The organism is Micromonospora endolithica, assembly GCF_003626595.1.
Taxonomy (GTDB): domain Bacteria; phylum Actinomycetota; class Actinomycetes; order Mycobacteriales; family Micromonosporaceae; genus Micromonospora; species Micromonospora endolithica.
The window spans coordinates 155,615-168,558 of the sequence record NZ_RBAK01000014.1 but is presented as its reverse complement, the minus strand read 5'-3'; the positions used below and the strand labels follow the sequence as shown (position 1 = coordinate 168,558).

The following is a 12,944-nucleotide window of genomic DNA, read 5'->3' as shown; positions in this document are numbered from 1 at the left end:
GCTGGCCTTCGGCCCGGCGGCCTGGACCGGCTTCGTCGCCGCGGCCCGCTCCGGCGCGCTCCGTTCCGACCCGGCCCCATGACCCCGCACCCCGCCACACCCACCCACCCCCACCCACCCCCTCCCCGCACGTTGATCATGGAGTTGGCGGGCGGTTGGATCTTCGAATCACCCGCCAACCCCATGATCAACGGGGAGCTTGGTCGCCACGACCACCGTTGTGCCGTGGGTGTGGAAGTCCCCAGCTCGCCGTGCGTTGGTCGGTCGGATCCACGCGTGCGCCGGTCCGGCGCCCCGTGGGGTGCCGGACCGGCGCGTTGCACCGTCAGCGGGCGCTGCGGCGGGCCTTGATCGCGCTGTCGACCAGGTCCCAGAGGGTCACGGCGGCGACGCCGACCGCGACGCCCCGGGCGACGACGTTCAGGTTGTCGCCGTCGCGCACCCACTCGATGCGCTGCACGAACTCGGGGTTGAACAGCCGGTCGGTGAGCAGCAGCCCGATCACCGGCACCGCGAACGCCAGGTCGAGCAGGGCGTTGACGCCGACCAGCCGCCAGGTCCAGCGGCGGGCCCGGTACTTCGCCACCTCCAGGCCGATGCTGGCCACCAGGACGGCGATCAGGAACGGCAGCCAGGACGTCCACAGTGCCTCATCGAGGATCGGCAGCCGGTCGCCGTCCGGGGTGAGGATCTGCGTCTGGACGTGCTGCCAGGCCAGGAAGCCGATGGTGAGCAGCAGCATGACCACCGAGGCGCAGGTCTCGGAGAGGGGTACGTCCCGGTCGGCGGGGGCGTCGGGAAGGTCGTCCACGGTCCAGCCGGGCAGGTCGAGCGGGGCGCCCACCCGTTCCAGCACTGCGAAGACCACGGTCACCCAGAACGCGATCTGCACGGCGGTCTGGAAGGCCGCGACGACTCCGGTGCCGACGGCGCCGCCGATGTTGTCGTCGACGGTTGCCTCCACCAGCGCCACGATCACGCCGACGAGGCCGGGGATGATGCTGAGCAGGGTGACCAGCAGCCGCTGCCACACCAGGAAGTAGGTCGGGCCGATGAGCTGGAGCCGGCGGTCGGCGTAGCGGGCGGCCAGCCGGGCGGGGTCGCCCAGTTCGGTGAGCACCTCCCGCTCCACCACGCCGGTGTCCCGCCCGTCGGCCGACCGGCCCTCGACCATGTCGTCGATGGAGGCGCGCAGCTCGGCGGCGATCTCGTCGCGACGGGCCACCGGCACCGAGCGCAGGGTCGCGGCGACGTAGCGGTCGGTCAGGGAGGTCATCGGTCCACTCCTTCGATGAGGCCGGTCACGGAGGTCTGTACGGCGGCGAGGTCGTCGAGCAGCCGGTCGAGCACCGTCTCACCCTCGGCGCTGACCCGGTAGAACTTGCGTGGCCGGCTCTCCTCGGTGTTCCACTCGCTGGTCAGCAGCCCCTGTTCCTCCAGCCGGCGCAGCAGCGGATAGAGCGTGTTGGCGTCGACCGGGAAGCCGTGCGCGGTGAGGCGTTGCAGCAGCGCGTAGCCGTAGTCGGGGCGGCGCAGCGCGACGAGGCTCGCCACCACGACCGTGCCGCGACGCAGCTCTTGCAGGTGTGTCCGCAGGATCTCCTCGCTGACCATGCGTCACACGATAGTGTGTGCCACACAGCATTGTCCAGAGCCATAACAATGTGACGCGGGGCGCCCGGAAGGACCGGACGCCCCGCGACGTCGACTCAGCAGCCGCAGCGCTCCCGGTAGGCGCGCTCCACGTAGGACGCCAGGCCGACCTCGAGGTAGCCGACGCCCTGCCGGATCGGGTGCCCGGTGAACAGCTCCACCCGCGAGCCCACCCGCACCAGGTACGCCCGGTCGGCACCGGCGTCGTTGTTGATCATCGAACCGCGTGGCCCGTAGATCCGCTCCAGGTCGGCGAAGAACATGCCGACCTGGGCGCCCGCCGGGGTGCGGGGCGGCGCGGTGGCGGTGCCCACCCCCACCAGCCGCCCGTCCCGGAAGGTCAGGATGAGCTTGCCCGCCCACTGCCCGGTCACCCCGGTGCGCACCAGGTCCGGGCCGTCGGACGCGACCCAGTCGATGAGCCCGGCCGCCTGGAGCCGGTCCAGCCGCGCGCCGATCCGGAACGGACCGGCCCCGCGCACGCTGATCAGCTCGGTCCCGGTGTCGGCGGTCTGCCCGGCGGCCGGCCGGGCGGGGGAGTGGGCGGCGGCCGGGGCGGACCCGGCCAGGGCCAGGACGGCCGCCACGACGACGTACGCGAGACGATGCATGGGAGATCTCCTTTTCGATCGGGTTGTCTGCCCTGTTGGTCTCCGCGCCGCCGGGAAAGGTTCGTCGGATCGCCGACATCCCGCCGGTCGCCGACCTTGCTCCCGCGTCGTGTGCGCCGTCTACTGTCCCCACGGCCCGGCCACGGGGGGTGACACGGTGACCACACCGACGCGGATCGGCGACCACCGGGTCGAGCGACTGCTCGGGGTGGGGTCCTTCGCCACGGTGTGGCTGGCCCGCGACCCGGTGCTGGACAGCCGGGTCGCGATCAAGGTGCTGGCCGAGAACTGGCACCACGACCTGCGGGTGCGGGAACGCTTCCTGGACGAGGCACGCCTGCTGCGCCGGATCGACCACGAACGGCTGGTCCGGGTGCACCGGGTGGGCGAACTGGCCGACGGCCGCCCGTACGCCGTGCTGGACTGGGCCGACGGCGGCAGCCTGCGCGACCGGCTGGCGGCCGGACCGCCGCCGGCGCCGGCCGCCGCCCTGGACCTGCTGGCCGAGATCGCCGCCGGGGTCGCGGTGCTGCACCGGCACCGGGTGGTGCACCGCGACCTGTCGCCGGGCAACATCCTCTTCCGGTCCGGGCCGGACGGCGAGCGGGTGCTGATCGCCGACCTGGGCCTGGCCAAGGCGCTCGCCGCCGCGTCCGGCCTCACCGCCCGCGCGGGCACCCCCGGCTACATGGCCCCCGAGCAGGACGATCCGCTCGCGGTGGTCGACCTGAGCGCCGACGTGTACGCCCTGGGCCGGCTCGGCCGACGACTCCTCGGCGCCCCGACGGTCACCGCCGGCGTACCCCCGGCGGTGGACGCGGTGCTGCGCCGGGCCACCGCCCGGCGTGCCGCCGACCGGTACCCGGACGCCACCGCCTTCCGCGCCGCCCTGGGCCGGGCCGCCGCCGTACCCTTCCCACCGGACCCCGCCCTCGGCGGGCGGTGGCGGCGCGGCATCGCGCGGGGCGTGCTCGTGCTCGCCGCGGCCGGGGCGCTGGCGGCGGACGCGGCGGCCGTGGTCACCAGCGCGACCAGCGGGCCGCTGCGGGTGGCGCTGCCGGCCGGCTGGCGGGCCGCCGGCAGCGGCTGGGCCGGCCGGTACGACGCGTCCGGCCGGCTCGAACCTGCCCTGGTGATCGCCCCCGACCCGCGCCGGTGGGCGGTGGAGGAGACCATGCCGGGCGCGTTCGTGGGTCTCACCACCGGCGCCGCCGGCCGAACCGATCCCGCCGCCTTCGTCGCCGCGCGCCGGCACGCCGACTGCGTGGCGGCGACGCCGAGGCGGGTGAGCCGGGCCGGCCTGGACTGGGTGGTGGCCCGGTTCGACTGCCCGCGGGGCCGGCCGGTGGTCGTGGAGGCCGCCGCGTCCGCCCCCGCCGGCCTGCTCTACGTGCAGGTGGTGCCCCCGGTCGACGCCGGTCCCGGCTTCGTGGACGCGCTGCTGGATGGGGTGCGGGCCGACCGGGCCCGGCGGGTCAGCGCACCACCACGACGACCGGGTACGTGACGCCGTTCTGCGGGATCCGGACCTCCACGGTGCCCGGCCGGACGAACCGGATGTCGACCACGCCCGCCTCGTAGTTGCTGACCACCAGGTCCTCCCGGTCCACCGTCACCTCGCCCGGCCCGATGCCCTGGATCCGCAGCACCCCGCCGGTGGCGAGGCAGAGCGACCGGAACAGCGCCAGTTCGGTCTCGGCCAGGACCAGGTCGTAGCGGACCGCGCCCAGGCAGGCTGCCGGCGGGGTGCCGGTGGGACGGCCGGTGGTGGGTGCGGTGCTCGGCCGGCCCGGCCGGGTCGGCGGCGGTGCGATGGGCCGGGTCGGCGCGGCGGCGGTGGTCGCGGCGGTGGTCGCGGCGACGGACGGCGGTGGCGACGGAGCCGGCGTGGGGTTCGGCGGCGACGTCGCCGGGCCGGCCGGCGAAGACGGTGCGGGCTGCCGCACCGGCAGGGGCGCGACCGGCTCCTCCCCGCAGCCGGCGAGCGGGGCGGCGGCGAGCGCGACGGCCAGCGCCAGCCCCACCACCCGGGGTGGTCGTCGCCCCCGGCGCCCGGTCCGGGACGGGCGGTCAGCGGTCGGCACCGGTCAACCGCGCCCGGACCTGCCGGCGGCCCTCGTGCAGCCGCGACTTGACCGTGCCCTCGGGTAGGTCGAGCAACTCGGCGATCTCCCGGTAGCCCAGCCCCAGCACGTCGCGCAGCGCCACCACCTCGGCCAGGTCGGCGCGGACCGCGTCGAGGGCGTCGAGCAGGTCCAGCCGGGTGCCGGCGACCACGCTGGTGCGGCGCGGGTCGGGCGGGTCCGGCAGCGGCACCCCGTCGGCCTCCACCCGCCAGCGCCGGCGCAGCACCCGGTAGGTCGATCGGGCGCGGTTGGCGGTCAGCCGGTACAGCCAGGTGCGGAACGACGAACGACCCTCGAACCCGGCGATGCCCCGGGCCACCGCCAGCAGCGCGTCCTGGCACGCCTCCTCGGCGTCCTCGCGGTGCGGCAGCACCCGGCCGCACATCCGCAGGACCTCCGGCCGCACCGCGGCCAGCAGCGCGTCGAGCGCGCCCCGGTCACCGCGCGCGGCGGAACGGGCCAGCTCGTCGATACCGTCCGGAAGGGGCATCAGGCCGTCCCCCGAGGTCGCCGGTGTGCCGTGGCTCCAGGCTACGGCCGCACCCACCCGGGCGCGGCGCGCGTGTCCGGCAGCCGACCGACGGGCCGGCCGATGGAGATCCACAACACCTGAGCCGAGCCTCCCGCGCGGCGGCTTCCCCCGGCCCCTCCGGCCGGCGATAGGGTGGGGCCCGACCATCGACGACCGACCCGGGGGGGCGCTCCGCATGGGCGATTCGTTCGCGCATCTGCACGTGCACACGGAGTACTCGATGCTCGACGGCGCGGCCCGGCTCAAGGACCTCTTCGCCGAGGTCAAGCGGCAGGGCATGCCGGCGGTGGCGATGACCGACCACGGCAACATGCATGGCGCGAACGACTTCTACAAGCAGGCGATGGCCGCCGGGGTCACCCCGATCCTGGGCATCGAGGCGTACGTGGCGCCGGAGTCCCGCTTCCACAAGTCCCGGGTGCGCTGGGGCCGGCCGGAGCAGAAGAGCGACGACGTCTCCGGCAGCGGCGGCTACACCCACAAGACGATCTGGGCGCGCAACAAGACCGGCCTGCACAACCTCTTCACGCTCACCTCCCGGGCCTACACCGACGGCTACTTCGTCAAGTGGCCCCGGATGGACACCGAACTGCTCGCGGAATACTCCGACGGCCTGATGGCCACCACCGGCTGCCCGTCCGGCGAGGTGCAGACCCGGTTGCGGCTCGGCCAGGACGCGCAGGCCATGGAGGCCGCCGGGAAATACCAGGAGATCTTCGGCAAGGAGAACTACTTCCTGGAGCTGATGGACCACGGCCTGGACATCGAGAAGCGGGTCCGCGACGGGCTGCTGGAGATCGGCCGCAAGCTGGGCATCCCGCCGGTGGTGACCAACGACTCGCACTACACCCACGAGGCCCAGTCCGAGGCGCACGACGTGCTGCTCTGCGTGCAGACCGGCAGCAACGTCGCCGACCCGAACCGGTTCAAGTTCGGCGGCAGCGGCTACTACATCAAGTCCGCCGACGAGATGCGCGCGGTCGACGGCTCCGACGTGTGGCTGGAGGGCTGCCGCAACACCCTGCTGGTCGCCGAGCGGGTCGACCCGACCGGGATGTTCCAGTTCCACAACCTGATGCCGCGCTTCCCGGTGCCCGACGGGGAGACCGAGGAGTCCTGGTTCCGCAAGGAGACGTTCGTCGGCCTGGCCCGGCGGTTCCCCGAGGGCATCCCCGAGGGCCACGTGGTGCAGGCCGAGTACGAGCTGGGCGTCATCATCCAGATGGGCTTCCCGTCCTACTTCCTCGTGGTCGCCGACTTCATCCAGTGGGCCAAGAACCAGGGCATCGCGGTGGGCCCGGGCCGTGGCTCGGCCGCCGGCTCGCTCGTCGCGTACGCCCTGGGCATCACCGACCTGGACCCGATCCCGCACGGGCTGATCTTCGAGCGGTTCCTCAACCCCGAGCGGGTCTCCATGCCGGACGTCGACATCGACTTCGACGAGCGCCGGCGGGGTGAGGTGATCAAGTACGTCACCGACAAGTGGGGCGAGGACAAGGTCGCGCAGATCGCGACCTTCGGCACGATCAAGGCGAAGGCGGCGATCAAGGACTCGGCCCGGGTGCTCGGCTACCCGTACGCCGTCGGCGACCGGATCACCAAGGCGATGCCCCCGGCGGTGATGGGCAAGGACATCCCGCTGACCGGCATCTTCGACCCGAAGCACCCCCGCTACGCCGAGGCCGGCGAGATCCGCGGGCTCTACGAATCCGACCCGGACGTGCGCAAGGTGATCGACACCGCCAAGGGCATCGAGGGCCTGATCCGGCAGACCGGCGTGCACGCCGCCGGTGTCATCATGTCCGCCGAGCCGATCATCGAGCACATCCCGCTGATGCGCCGGGACGCCGACGGCGCCATCATCACGCAGTTCGACTACCCGACCTGCGAGTCGCTCGGGCTGCTCAAGATGGACTTCCTCGGCCTGCGCAACCTGACCATCATCGACGACGCGCTGAAGAACATCGAGCTCAACCACGGCACCAAGGTCGACCTGCTGAAACTGCCGCTGGACGACAAGCCGACCTACGAACTGCTGGCCCGGGGCGACACGCTCGGTGTGTTCCAGCTCGACGGCGGGCCGATGCGGTCGCTGCTGCGGCTGATGAAGCCGGACAACTTCGAGGACATCTCGGCGGTGCTGGCGCTCTACCGGCCCGGCCCGATGGGTGCCAACTCGCACACCAACTACGCGCTGCGCAAGAACGGCCTCCAGGAGATCACGCCGATCCACCCGGAGCTGGAGAAGCCCCTGGAGGAGATCCTCGGCCCGACGTACGGCCTGATCGTCTACCAGGAGCAGGTGCAGCGCGCCGCGCAGAAGCTCGCCGGCTACAGCCTCGGCCAGGCCGACCTGCTGCGCCGGGCGATGGGCAAGAAGAAGAAGGAGGTCCTCGACAAGGAGTTCATCCCGTTCCGCGACGGCATGCGCGGCAACGGCTACTCCGACGAGGCCATCCAGACGCTCTGGGACATCCTGGTCCCGTTCGCCGACTACGCGTTCAACAAGGCGCACACCGCCGGGTACGGGCTGGTGTCGTACTGGACCGGTTACCTCAAGGCCAACTACCCGGCCGAGTACATGGCCGGGCTGCTCACCTCGGTCGGTGACGACAAGGACAAGATGGCGCTCTACCTGTCGGAGTGCCGGCGGATGGGCATCCAGGTGCTGCCGCCGGACGTGAACACCTCCGCCGGGCCGTTCACCCCGGTCGGCAAGGAGATCCGGTTCGGCCTCGGCGCGATCCGTAACGTCGGGGCGAACGTGGTGGCCGCGATCATGCGATGCCGCGAGGAGAAGGGCGAGTACGCCGACTTCTACGACTTCCTGTCCAAGGTGGACGCGGTGGTCTGCAACAAGAAGACCATCGAATCGCTGATCAAGGCCGGGGCGTTCGACTCGCTGAAGCACCCCCGTAAGGCGCTGCTCGCGGTGCACGCCGACGCGATCGACGCGTACGCCGACGTGAAGCGCAAGGAGGCCGTCGGTCAGTACGACCTCTTCGGCGCCGGCTTCGGCGAGGCGGAGACCGGGGGCAGCACCACGGTCATGCCGGTCATCACCGACGGCGAATGGGACAAGCGCGACAAGCTCGCCTTCGAACGCGAGATGCTCGGCCTGTACGTCTCCGACCACCCGCTGTTCGGCCTGGAGCACGTGCTCGGCGCGGCGGCCGACTGCACCATCGCGGCGCTGTCCGAGGAGGGCACCGTGCCCGACGGCGCGGTGGTCACCCTCGCCGGCATCCTCTCCGGTGTGCAACGCCGGGTCACCAAGCAGGGCCGGGCCTGGGCGTCGGCCACCCTGGAGGACCTGGCCGGCGGGGTGGAGACGCTGTTCTTCCCCAACACCTACGAGGTGATCGGGCAGTACATCGCCGAGGACGCGATCGTGGTGGTCAAGGGGCGGGTGGACCGGCGCGACGACACCCCGCGGATCATGGCGATGGACATGTCGATGCCGGACGTCACCAGCAACCCGGGCAGCAAGCCGATCACCCTGACCATCCCGGTGCACCGGTGCACGCCGCCGCTGGTGGAGCGGCTCAAGGAGACCCTGGTGCTGCACCCCGGCGACACCGAGGTGCACGTCAAGCTGCTCAACGGCGGCAAGGTCACCACGCTGCGTCTCGGCCCGTTCCGGGTCGCGGCCACCACCGCCCTGATGGGCGACCTGAAGAGCGTCCTCGGCCCGGCCAACGTGAGCTGACCCGTACCCGGGCCACGCCCGGTGTCGGCGGGCCGTCCTGAACGGCGATGCCGCCCCGGGCAGTCGGCCCGGCACCGGATGGTGTCGCTCGCGCCCTGTCGACCTGAGCAGTCAATGCCGTCAGCACGCCGCGACCGCCGGTGCCCCGGCGTGGTCTCCGGGCGCTACGGACCCGCCCGCACCGCTCGGTCCAAGGCAGCTGAGCGCACCTGTTGTGCGCCTCAGCGCCCGGACCTCCGTAGTGCCGGACCGACCTGGACCGGAGCCGCTCACCGAACGCGAACGCGACGTCGCCCAACTGGTCGGTCGCCACCGGCCGATCCAACGCCCCGTCTCGATCCTCCCGTCCCGAGATCCCCGCCGACCGCCAGGTAGCTACAGCGCCCGCTGGGTATCACGCCCGATGCAGCGCGGTACGCGGCAGATGAGCGCGCGGGTCACCCGTTGCAGGCACCATAGGTCCATGGATGTGGAACAGGTCGTCGGCTCCTTCGTGGTGGAGATCGGATTCCGCCAGGCATGGCCGTTCCTGGGACTCTGCGACAACCGACCAACACCCGCTCAGGAAGCACGGCTCTACATCGACGCTTCTTGGACTCTCGAGGTGGCCACTTCCGCCAAGGGCACAGCCGGCGACGACATCGCGTGGCTGACCGCAGCCATAGCTCTCAACGGCAGAACCATCGACACTGCGCGGGTGTACGACGACGGTTCACTGAGCCTGAGGACAGACACCGGGATCACCCTGGTCGTCTCAGGCGAACTGGAGCCAGACACCACCGGTGAGGCATGGCGACTCACCAGCTGGCACTCCCGGTGATCGAGTACCGCACTCTCCGCGGCAGAAGCGGATGCCGCGCAAGGCCCTGAAGTGCTCTCGCACACGTACGGCAGGATGGGGCTTCATGGGGATCACCGACCCGTGCGTGACCATCTCGGAACCAACCTTCGTGGCACGATTCTTTCTCGATCCTCATGACGACACCGTGCGGTGCGTCGCCAATGTCGATGTCGTCGTCGATCTTCCCGACGGCTCCAGGTGGGCGTTGACCATCTTCACCGTCGAGGAGGTCCGCCGCCTGCTTGCGAGATGGATGGAGACTGGGGACGTCGCGAACGGCAGCTACTTCTGGGTCATTGACCAGCTGATCGTTCCAGAACCGGGCGTACGAGCCATGACCACAGCGATCCGAGAACTCGTCCGCAGCGGGGAAATCACAAGCGTCGGCCTCCGATGCGAGGACTCGGACTGAAGTCGCCAGGGCGTGCCCGCCAGAGATTGACTCAGGATGGGTGTCATCGCACGGATGACGGCAGATGCGTGCGCTCGTCTGATTTTGCTTAGGGTTCGGGGATGGAGCCGACGGAGAATCAGGGCCCTTACCAGCCAAGGACGCCGCCGATGGCCGAGGACGATCCGGTTGTGCAGTGGCTGCTGCAGGGCGATCCGGCGATCCGCTGGCAGGTGCTACGCGACCTCGTCAACGCCTCGGAGACCGAGGTGGCGACCGAACGAGCGCGGGTGGAGCACGAGGGCTGGGGTGCTCGGCTGCTAGCGCTGCGGGCTCCAGATGGCCTGTGGGCGAACGGGGCCTGCTTTCCGGGTACCGCGGCGTTCGCAGCGGCCACTGCGCGGGCTCTGGCTGCCGGTGACCCACCGCCGCCTGTCCCGTCGCCCGACGCGGATCCCGTCGAGGCACCGACCGGCGGGTCGGGTGCCGAGCCGGGCCAGCCGTGGACCGCGACGTACCCAGTCCTGCTCGATCTGTGTCAGTTGGGCACACCTCCGGACAGTCCGGTGATGCAAGAGACCGCGCACCTGGTGGCCCGCAACTGCCGCTGGGAGTACGACGGGCTGCCGTTCTTCGCCGGCGAAGTGGACTGCTGCATCAACGCCGGAACGATCCTGATCGGTACCTACCTGGGCGTCGACGTCGATCCGGTGGTCAAGCGGCTTGTGGCCGACCAGATGCCGGATGGTGGCTGGAACTGCTGGGCCCAGACGCGCGCAGCGCCGGCATCTTTCGCAAGCACCCTGGACGTGATTGACGCTCTGCTGAGGTGGGAGCGCCATACTGGTGGATCTAAGGAGGTCCGCCGGGCTCGCTGGAACGGAGAGGAGTACCTGCTCCGACGCAACCTCTTGCGGTCGTTACGCACGGGCGAGGTGGTCAACCCGCAGTGGACGTTGTTCTCCTTCCCCCCCACGCTGGCATTACGACCTGCTCAAGGCCACCGACTACTTCGCCCGGCGCGGGGGTACTCCGGATCCGCGGCTGGCCGAGGCGATTGAACACGTCCGCGCCAAGCGCAGACCCGACGGGCGTTGGCTGCTCGAGAACACCCACCCCGGCGCGGTGCACTTCCGGTTCGAGGAACCCGACGGCACGCCTAGCCGGTGGAACACCTTGAGGACGCTGCGGGTGCTGCGCGGGTACGACGCGTTCACTCGCTGCGGTACCGCGAGCCAGGCGTCTTGACCACAGGCGGCGACATCCCGGCGACGGTGGCGGTTGAGTCGTTCCGTGGGAGTAACCACCAGCGGAGGAATGCGACTGCTACCAGGCAAGCGCGCACGACCGAGGGTTCCCCCCTCGACCCGCCCAACTCCCGAGCACCGCACCAGAGCCCTACGCGCAACTGCGCCGGACCTTCGCACGCGACGCACGCTCACCGGCACTCCCGCGGACGCTGACCGGGCGGGTGATCAGCGGCATGAGCGAGCATTCGGCCAGGGCTGGCCAGGCTTCCGCCGGGCAATCTAGGCTCCGGGCGCACGGATGCAACCACGAGGGATCCGCATCGGGCGATACGCAATTTACAGGCAGGGATGGGAGACGGGGCGGCGATGAGCGGTGAACAACGAATCGAACACGCCCGGCTGCTCTACGAACGAGCGGTTTTCGGCGGTGACGCCGACGCGCTGGGGATCGCCCAGCGGGAACTGGACGGGGTCGAGGCAGATCTCGCCCTGGCCCGTGGCCGGATCCTTCATGCACGGTTCCTTGAGGACGGTAACGAAGATCCACACGAGCTAGCGCTATTCGAGCGTGCGGCGCAGCTGTATCAACTGCTCGGCGACGTGCGCGGCGAGGCCGAGGCGCTGTTCTGGGTCGGCACCTTCCACCAGGTGGTCAGGCGTGACAATGACGGCGCGGTTCCGCCTCTCACGCGGTCGTACGAGCTGGCGGCGCAAGCCGGTGACAAGCTGACGCTGTCGTATGCGGTTCGGCACCTCGGCTTTGCGGATATGGCCGCCGGAGCAGGTAGTAGGGCGCGTGAGAAGTTGGAGGAATCTGTACGGCTTCGCCGGGAGATCGGGTTCTCAGCCGGCGTCGCCGCGGGTCTGCTTGCGCTGGCCTACCTGACCGCCGAAGAGGGGCAACGCGACGATGTGATGGCCCTGGTCGAGGAGGCGGGCGCGGTTGCGGAGGCCTGCGATGCACAGGGTGTTCTCCGGTGGGTGGAGGAGGCACGGATGCAGCTGTAGGCGTCCGCCGATCGTCTTGTGTCCCGGACAACGCACGCTCATCGGCAGATCCGCTCGTTGTCGTCGCTACGTTCCAGAGGCCGTGTAGGCGGCGAGGATGTAGTTGGGTGCCGGTCGAGGTTCTTGCGGGCTCGGTCGTAGCGCATGGTGGTGGTGCGCGGATCGGCGTGACGGGCGGCGATCTGCACGCCGCGCAGGCTCACGCCAGCGTCGAGCATGGCTGTGACGAAGGTGTGGCGCAGCACGTGCGGGTGCACCCTCGGCATCCGTATCCCTGCAGTGGCCGCCACCAGGTGCTTGAGTCGGCGGGCTGCCGCGTGTTGATCCATCCGCACCCCGAGGGTGTGGTGAACCGCCGGGCGGCTTGTGTCGTCCGGCTGCGCTCCAGGGGTGACGGAACTCTCGTCAGCAGACGACCTCTGGAGAGTGCGGGTGGCCGTGCCGGTACGGCCCCGCCCGGCTCAGGATGCTGGCGCGGTTGCGGGTTCTTCGCCTGGGGTGGTCGGCGGTTCTGCAATGCCGATGACGTTCCCGCCCATGGGCCGGATGCCGACCGACCACCCCAGCGCTGTGAGGACGTCCGTGAGGGTCTGAGCATCGCGGAACACCTTCACGATGCGGTACTGGCTGCCGTCATCGAGCCGACGCAGCACCGCCGGGGTCGGCTGATTCGCGAGGACTTCTTCGCTGTCGGCTACGGCGGGGCCGTCGTCGATGAAGACTGCTTTGCCGCCTGGTGCGAGCGCGGTGGCGACGGTGTTCCAGAAGTCAGGCAAGCGTGTCGGCGGGACATGGGAGAGCCAGAATGCGAAGAACATACATC

The 12,944-nt window shown here is 70.8% G+C and carries 13 protein-coding genes; 6 read left to right on the top strand and 7 right to left on the bottom strand.

Going from position 1 to position 12,944, the window contains the following annotated elements; genetic code table 11:
• Positions 1–325: 325 nt before the first annotated feature.
• The 3 genes from D7223_RS27365 to D7223_RS27355 form a co-directional block, all read right to left on the bottom strand.
• The gene (locus tag D7223_RS27365) at positions 326–1,276 is read right to left on the bottom strand and encodes an HAAS signaling domain-containing protein (RefSeq protein ID WP_120731545.1); all 951 of its coding nucleotides are present in this window, start codon (positions 1,274–1,276) and stop codon (positions 326–328) included.
• On the bottom strand, positions 1,273–1,614 hold the full coding sequence (locus tag D7223_RS27360) for a PadR family transcriptional regulator (protein ID WP_120731542.1): 342 nt from the start codon (positions 1,612–1,614) through the stop codon (positions 1,273–1,275). Before D7223_RS27360 ends, D7223_RS27365 begins: the two co-directional genes overlap by 4 nt.
• 95 nt (positions 1,615–1,709) lie before the next feature.
• On the bottom strand, positions 1,710–2,264 hold the full coding sequence (locus D7223_RS27355) for a hypothetical protein (protein ID WP_120731540.1): 555 nt from the start codon (positions 2,262–2,264) through the stop codon (positions 1,710–1,712).
• A gap of 157 nt (positions 2,265–2,421) precedes the next feature.
• Between D7223_RS27355 and D7223_RS27350 the strand changes: the two genes are divergently transcribed.
• Positions 2,422–3,771, top strand: a complete 1,350-nt coding sequence (locus tag D7223_RS27350; RefSeq protein WP_120731538.1) for a serine/threonine-protein kinase — start codon at positions 2,422–2,424, stop codon at positions 3,769–3,771.
• On the opposite strand, the gene D7223_RS27345 is transcribed toward D7223_RS27350, so the two are convergent.
• A complete protein-coding gene (locus D7223_RS27345) occupies positions 3,740–4,348 on the bottom strand; it encodes a hypothetical protein (RefSeq protein ID WP_238162251.1) in 609 nt (202 codons plus the stop codon). The two genes, D7223_RS27350 and D7223_RS27345, sit on opposite strands and share 32 nt — an antisense overlap.
• The gene (locus D7223_RS27340; protein ID WP_120731534.1) at positions 4,335–4,880 is read right to left on the bottom strand and encodes an RNA polymerase sigma factor; all 546 of its coding nucleotides are present in this window, start codon (positions 4,878–4,880) and stop codon (positions 4,335–4,337) included. Before D7223_RS27340 ends, D7223_RS27345 begins: the two co-directional genes overlap by 14 nt.
• A 217-nt stretch (positions 4,881–5,097) precedes the next feature.
• Here D7223_RS27340 and dnaE point away from each other — a divergent pair, with 217 nt between their 5' ends.
• From dnaE to D7223_RS27315, 5 genes are all read left to right on the top strand, one after another.
• Positions 5,098–8,631: a DNA polymerase III subunit alpha gene (gene dnaE / locus D7223_RS27335; protein ID WP_120731532.1), complete on the top strand. Its 3,534-nt coding sequence runs from the start codon at positions 5,098–5,100 to the stop codon at positions 8,629–8,631.
• Positions 8,632–9,094: 463 nt separating this feature from the next.
• Positions 9,095–9,451, top strand: coding sequence for a DUF6188 family protein (locus D7223_RS27330; protein WP_147252546.1), 357 nt, complete (start codon positions 9,095–9,097; stop codon positions 9,449–9,451).
• 85 nt (positions 9,452–9,536) lie between these two features.
• On the top strand, positions 9,537–9,884 hold the full coding sequence (locus tag D7223_RS27325) for a hypothetical protein (protein ID WP_120731528.1): 348 nt from the start codon (positions 9,537–9,539) through the stop codon (positions 9,882–9,884).
• A 149-nt stretch (positions 9,885–10,033) separates the two neighbouring features.
• Complete coding sequence (locus D7223_RS27320; protein WP_202864706.1) at positions 10,034–10,924, top strand: hypothetical protein; 891 nt, start codon at positions 10,034–10,036, stop codon at positions 10,922–10,924.
• A gap of 555 nt (positions 10,925–11,479) precedes the next feature.
• Positions 11,480–12,121: a tetratricopeptide repeat protein gene (locus D7223_RS27315; protein ID WP_120731585.1), complete on the top strand. Its 642-nt coding sequence runs from the start codon at positions 11,480–11,482 to the stop codon at positions 12,119–12,121.
• Positions 12,122–12,159: 38 nt separating this feature from the next.
• Here the strand turns inward: D7223_RS27315 and D7223_RS27310 are convergent, their stop codons facing one another.
• Positions 12,160–12,450 carry a tyrosine-type recombinase/integrase gene (locus D7223_RS27310; protein ID WP_202864705.1) on the bottom strand — a complete coding sequence of 97 codons (291 nt, stop codon included), beginning with the start codon at positions 12,448–12,450 and terminating at the stop codon, positions 12,160–12,162.
• A gap of 132 nt (positions 12,451–12,582) precedes the next feature.
• Positions 12,583–12,939, bottom strand: coding sequence for a hypothetical protein (locus tag D7223_RS27305; RefSeq protein WP_202864704.1), 357 nt, complete (start codon positions 12,937–12,939; stop codon positions 12,583–12,585).
• Positions 12,940–12,944: the final 5 nt, after the last annotated feature.

Coding starts and splice junctions, on each gene's coding strand:
- D7223_RS27365 (WP_120731545.1), bottom strand. CDS start 1,276: ATGACCTCCCTGACCGACCGCTACGTCGCCGCGACCCTGCGCTCGGTG.
- D7223_RS27360 (WP_120731542.1), bottom strand. CDS start 1,614: ATGGTCAGCGAGGAGATCCTGCGGACACACCTGCAAGAGCTGCGTCGC.
- D7223_RS27355 (WP_120731540.1), bottom strand. CDS start 2,264: ATGCATCGTCTCGCGTACGTCGTCGTGGCGGCCGTCCTGGCCCTGGCC.
- D7223_RS27340 (WP_120731534.1), bottom strand. CDS start 4,880: ATGCCCCTTCCGGACGGTATCGACGAGCTGGCCCGTTCCGCCGCGCGC.
- dnaE (WP_120731532.1), top strand. CDS start 5,098: ATGGGCGATTCGTTCGCGCATCTGCACGTGCACACGGAGTACTCGATG.
- D7223_RS27330 (WP_147252546.1), top strand. CDS start 9,095: ATGGATGTGGAACAGGTCGTCGGCTCCTTCGTGGTGGAGATCGGATTC.
- D7223_RS27325 (WP_120731528.1), top strand. CDS start 9,537: ATGGGGATCACCGACCCGTGCGTGACCATCTCGGAACCAACCTTCGTG.
- D7223_RS27320 (WP_202864706.1), top strand. CDS start 10,034: ATGGCCGAGGACGATCCGGTTGTGCAGTGGCTGCTGCAGGGCGATCCG.
- D7223_RS27315 (WP_120731585.1), top strand. CDS start 11,480: ATGAGCGGTGAACAACGAATCGAACACGCCCGGCTGCTCTACGAACGA.
- D7223_RS27310 (WP_202864705.1), bottom strand. CDS start 12,450: ATGGATCAACACGCGGCAGCCCGCCGACTCAAGCACCTGGTGGCGGCC.
- D7223_RS27305 (WP_202864704.1), bottom strand. CDS start 12,939: ATGTTCTTCGCATTCTGGCTCTCCCATGTCCCGCCGACACGCTTGCCT.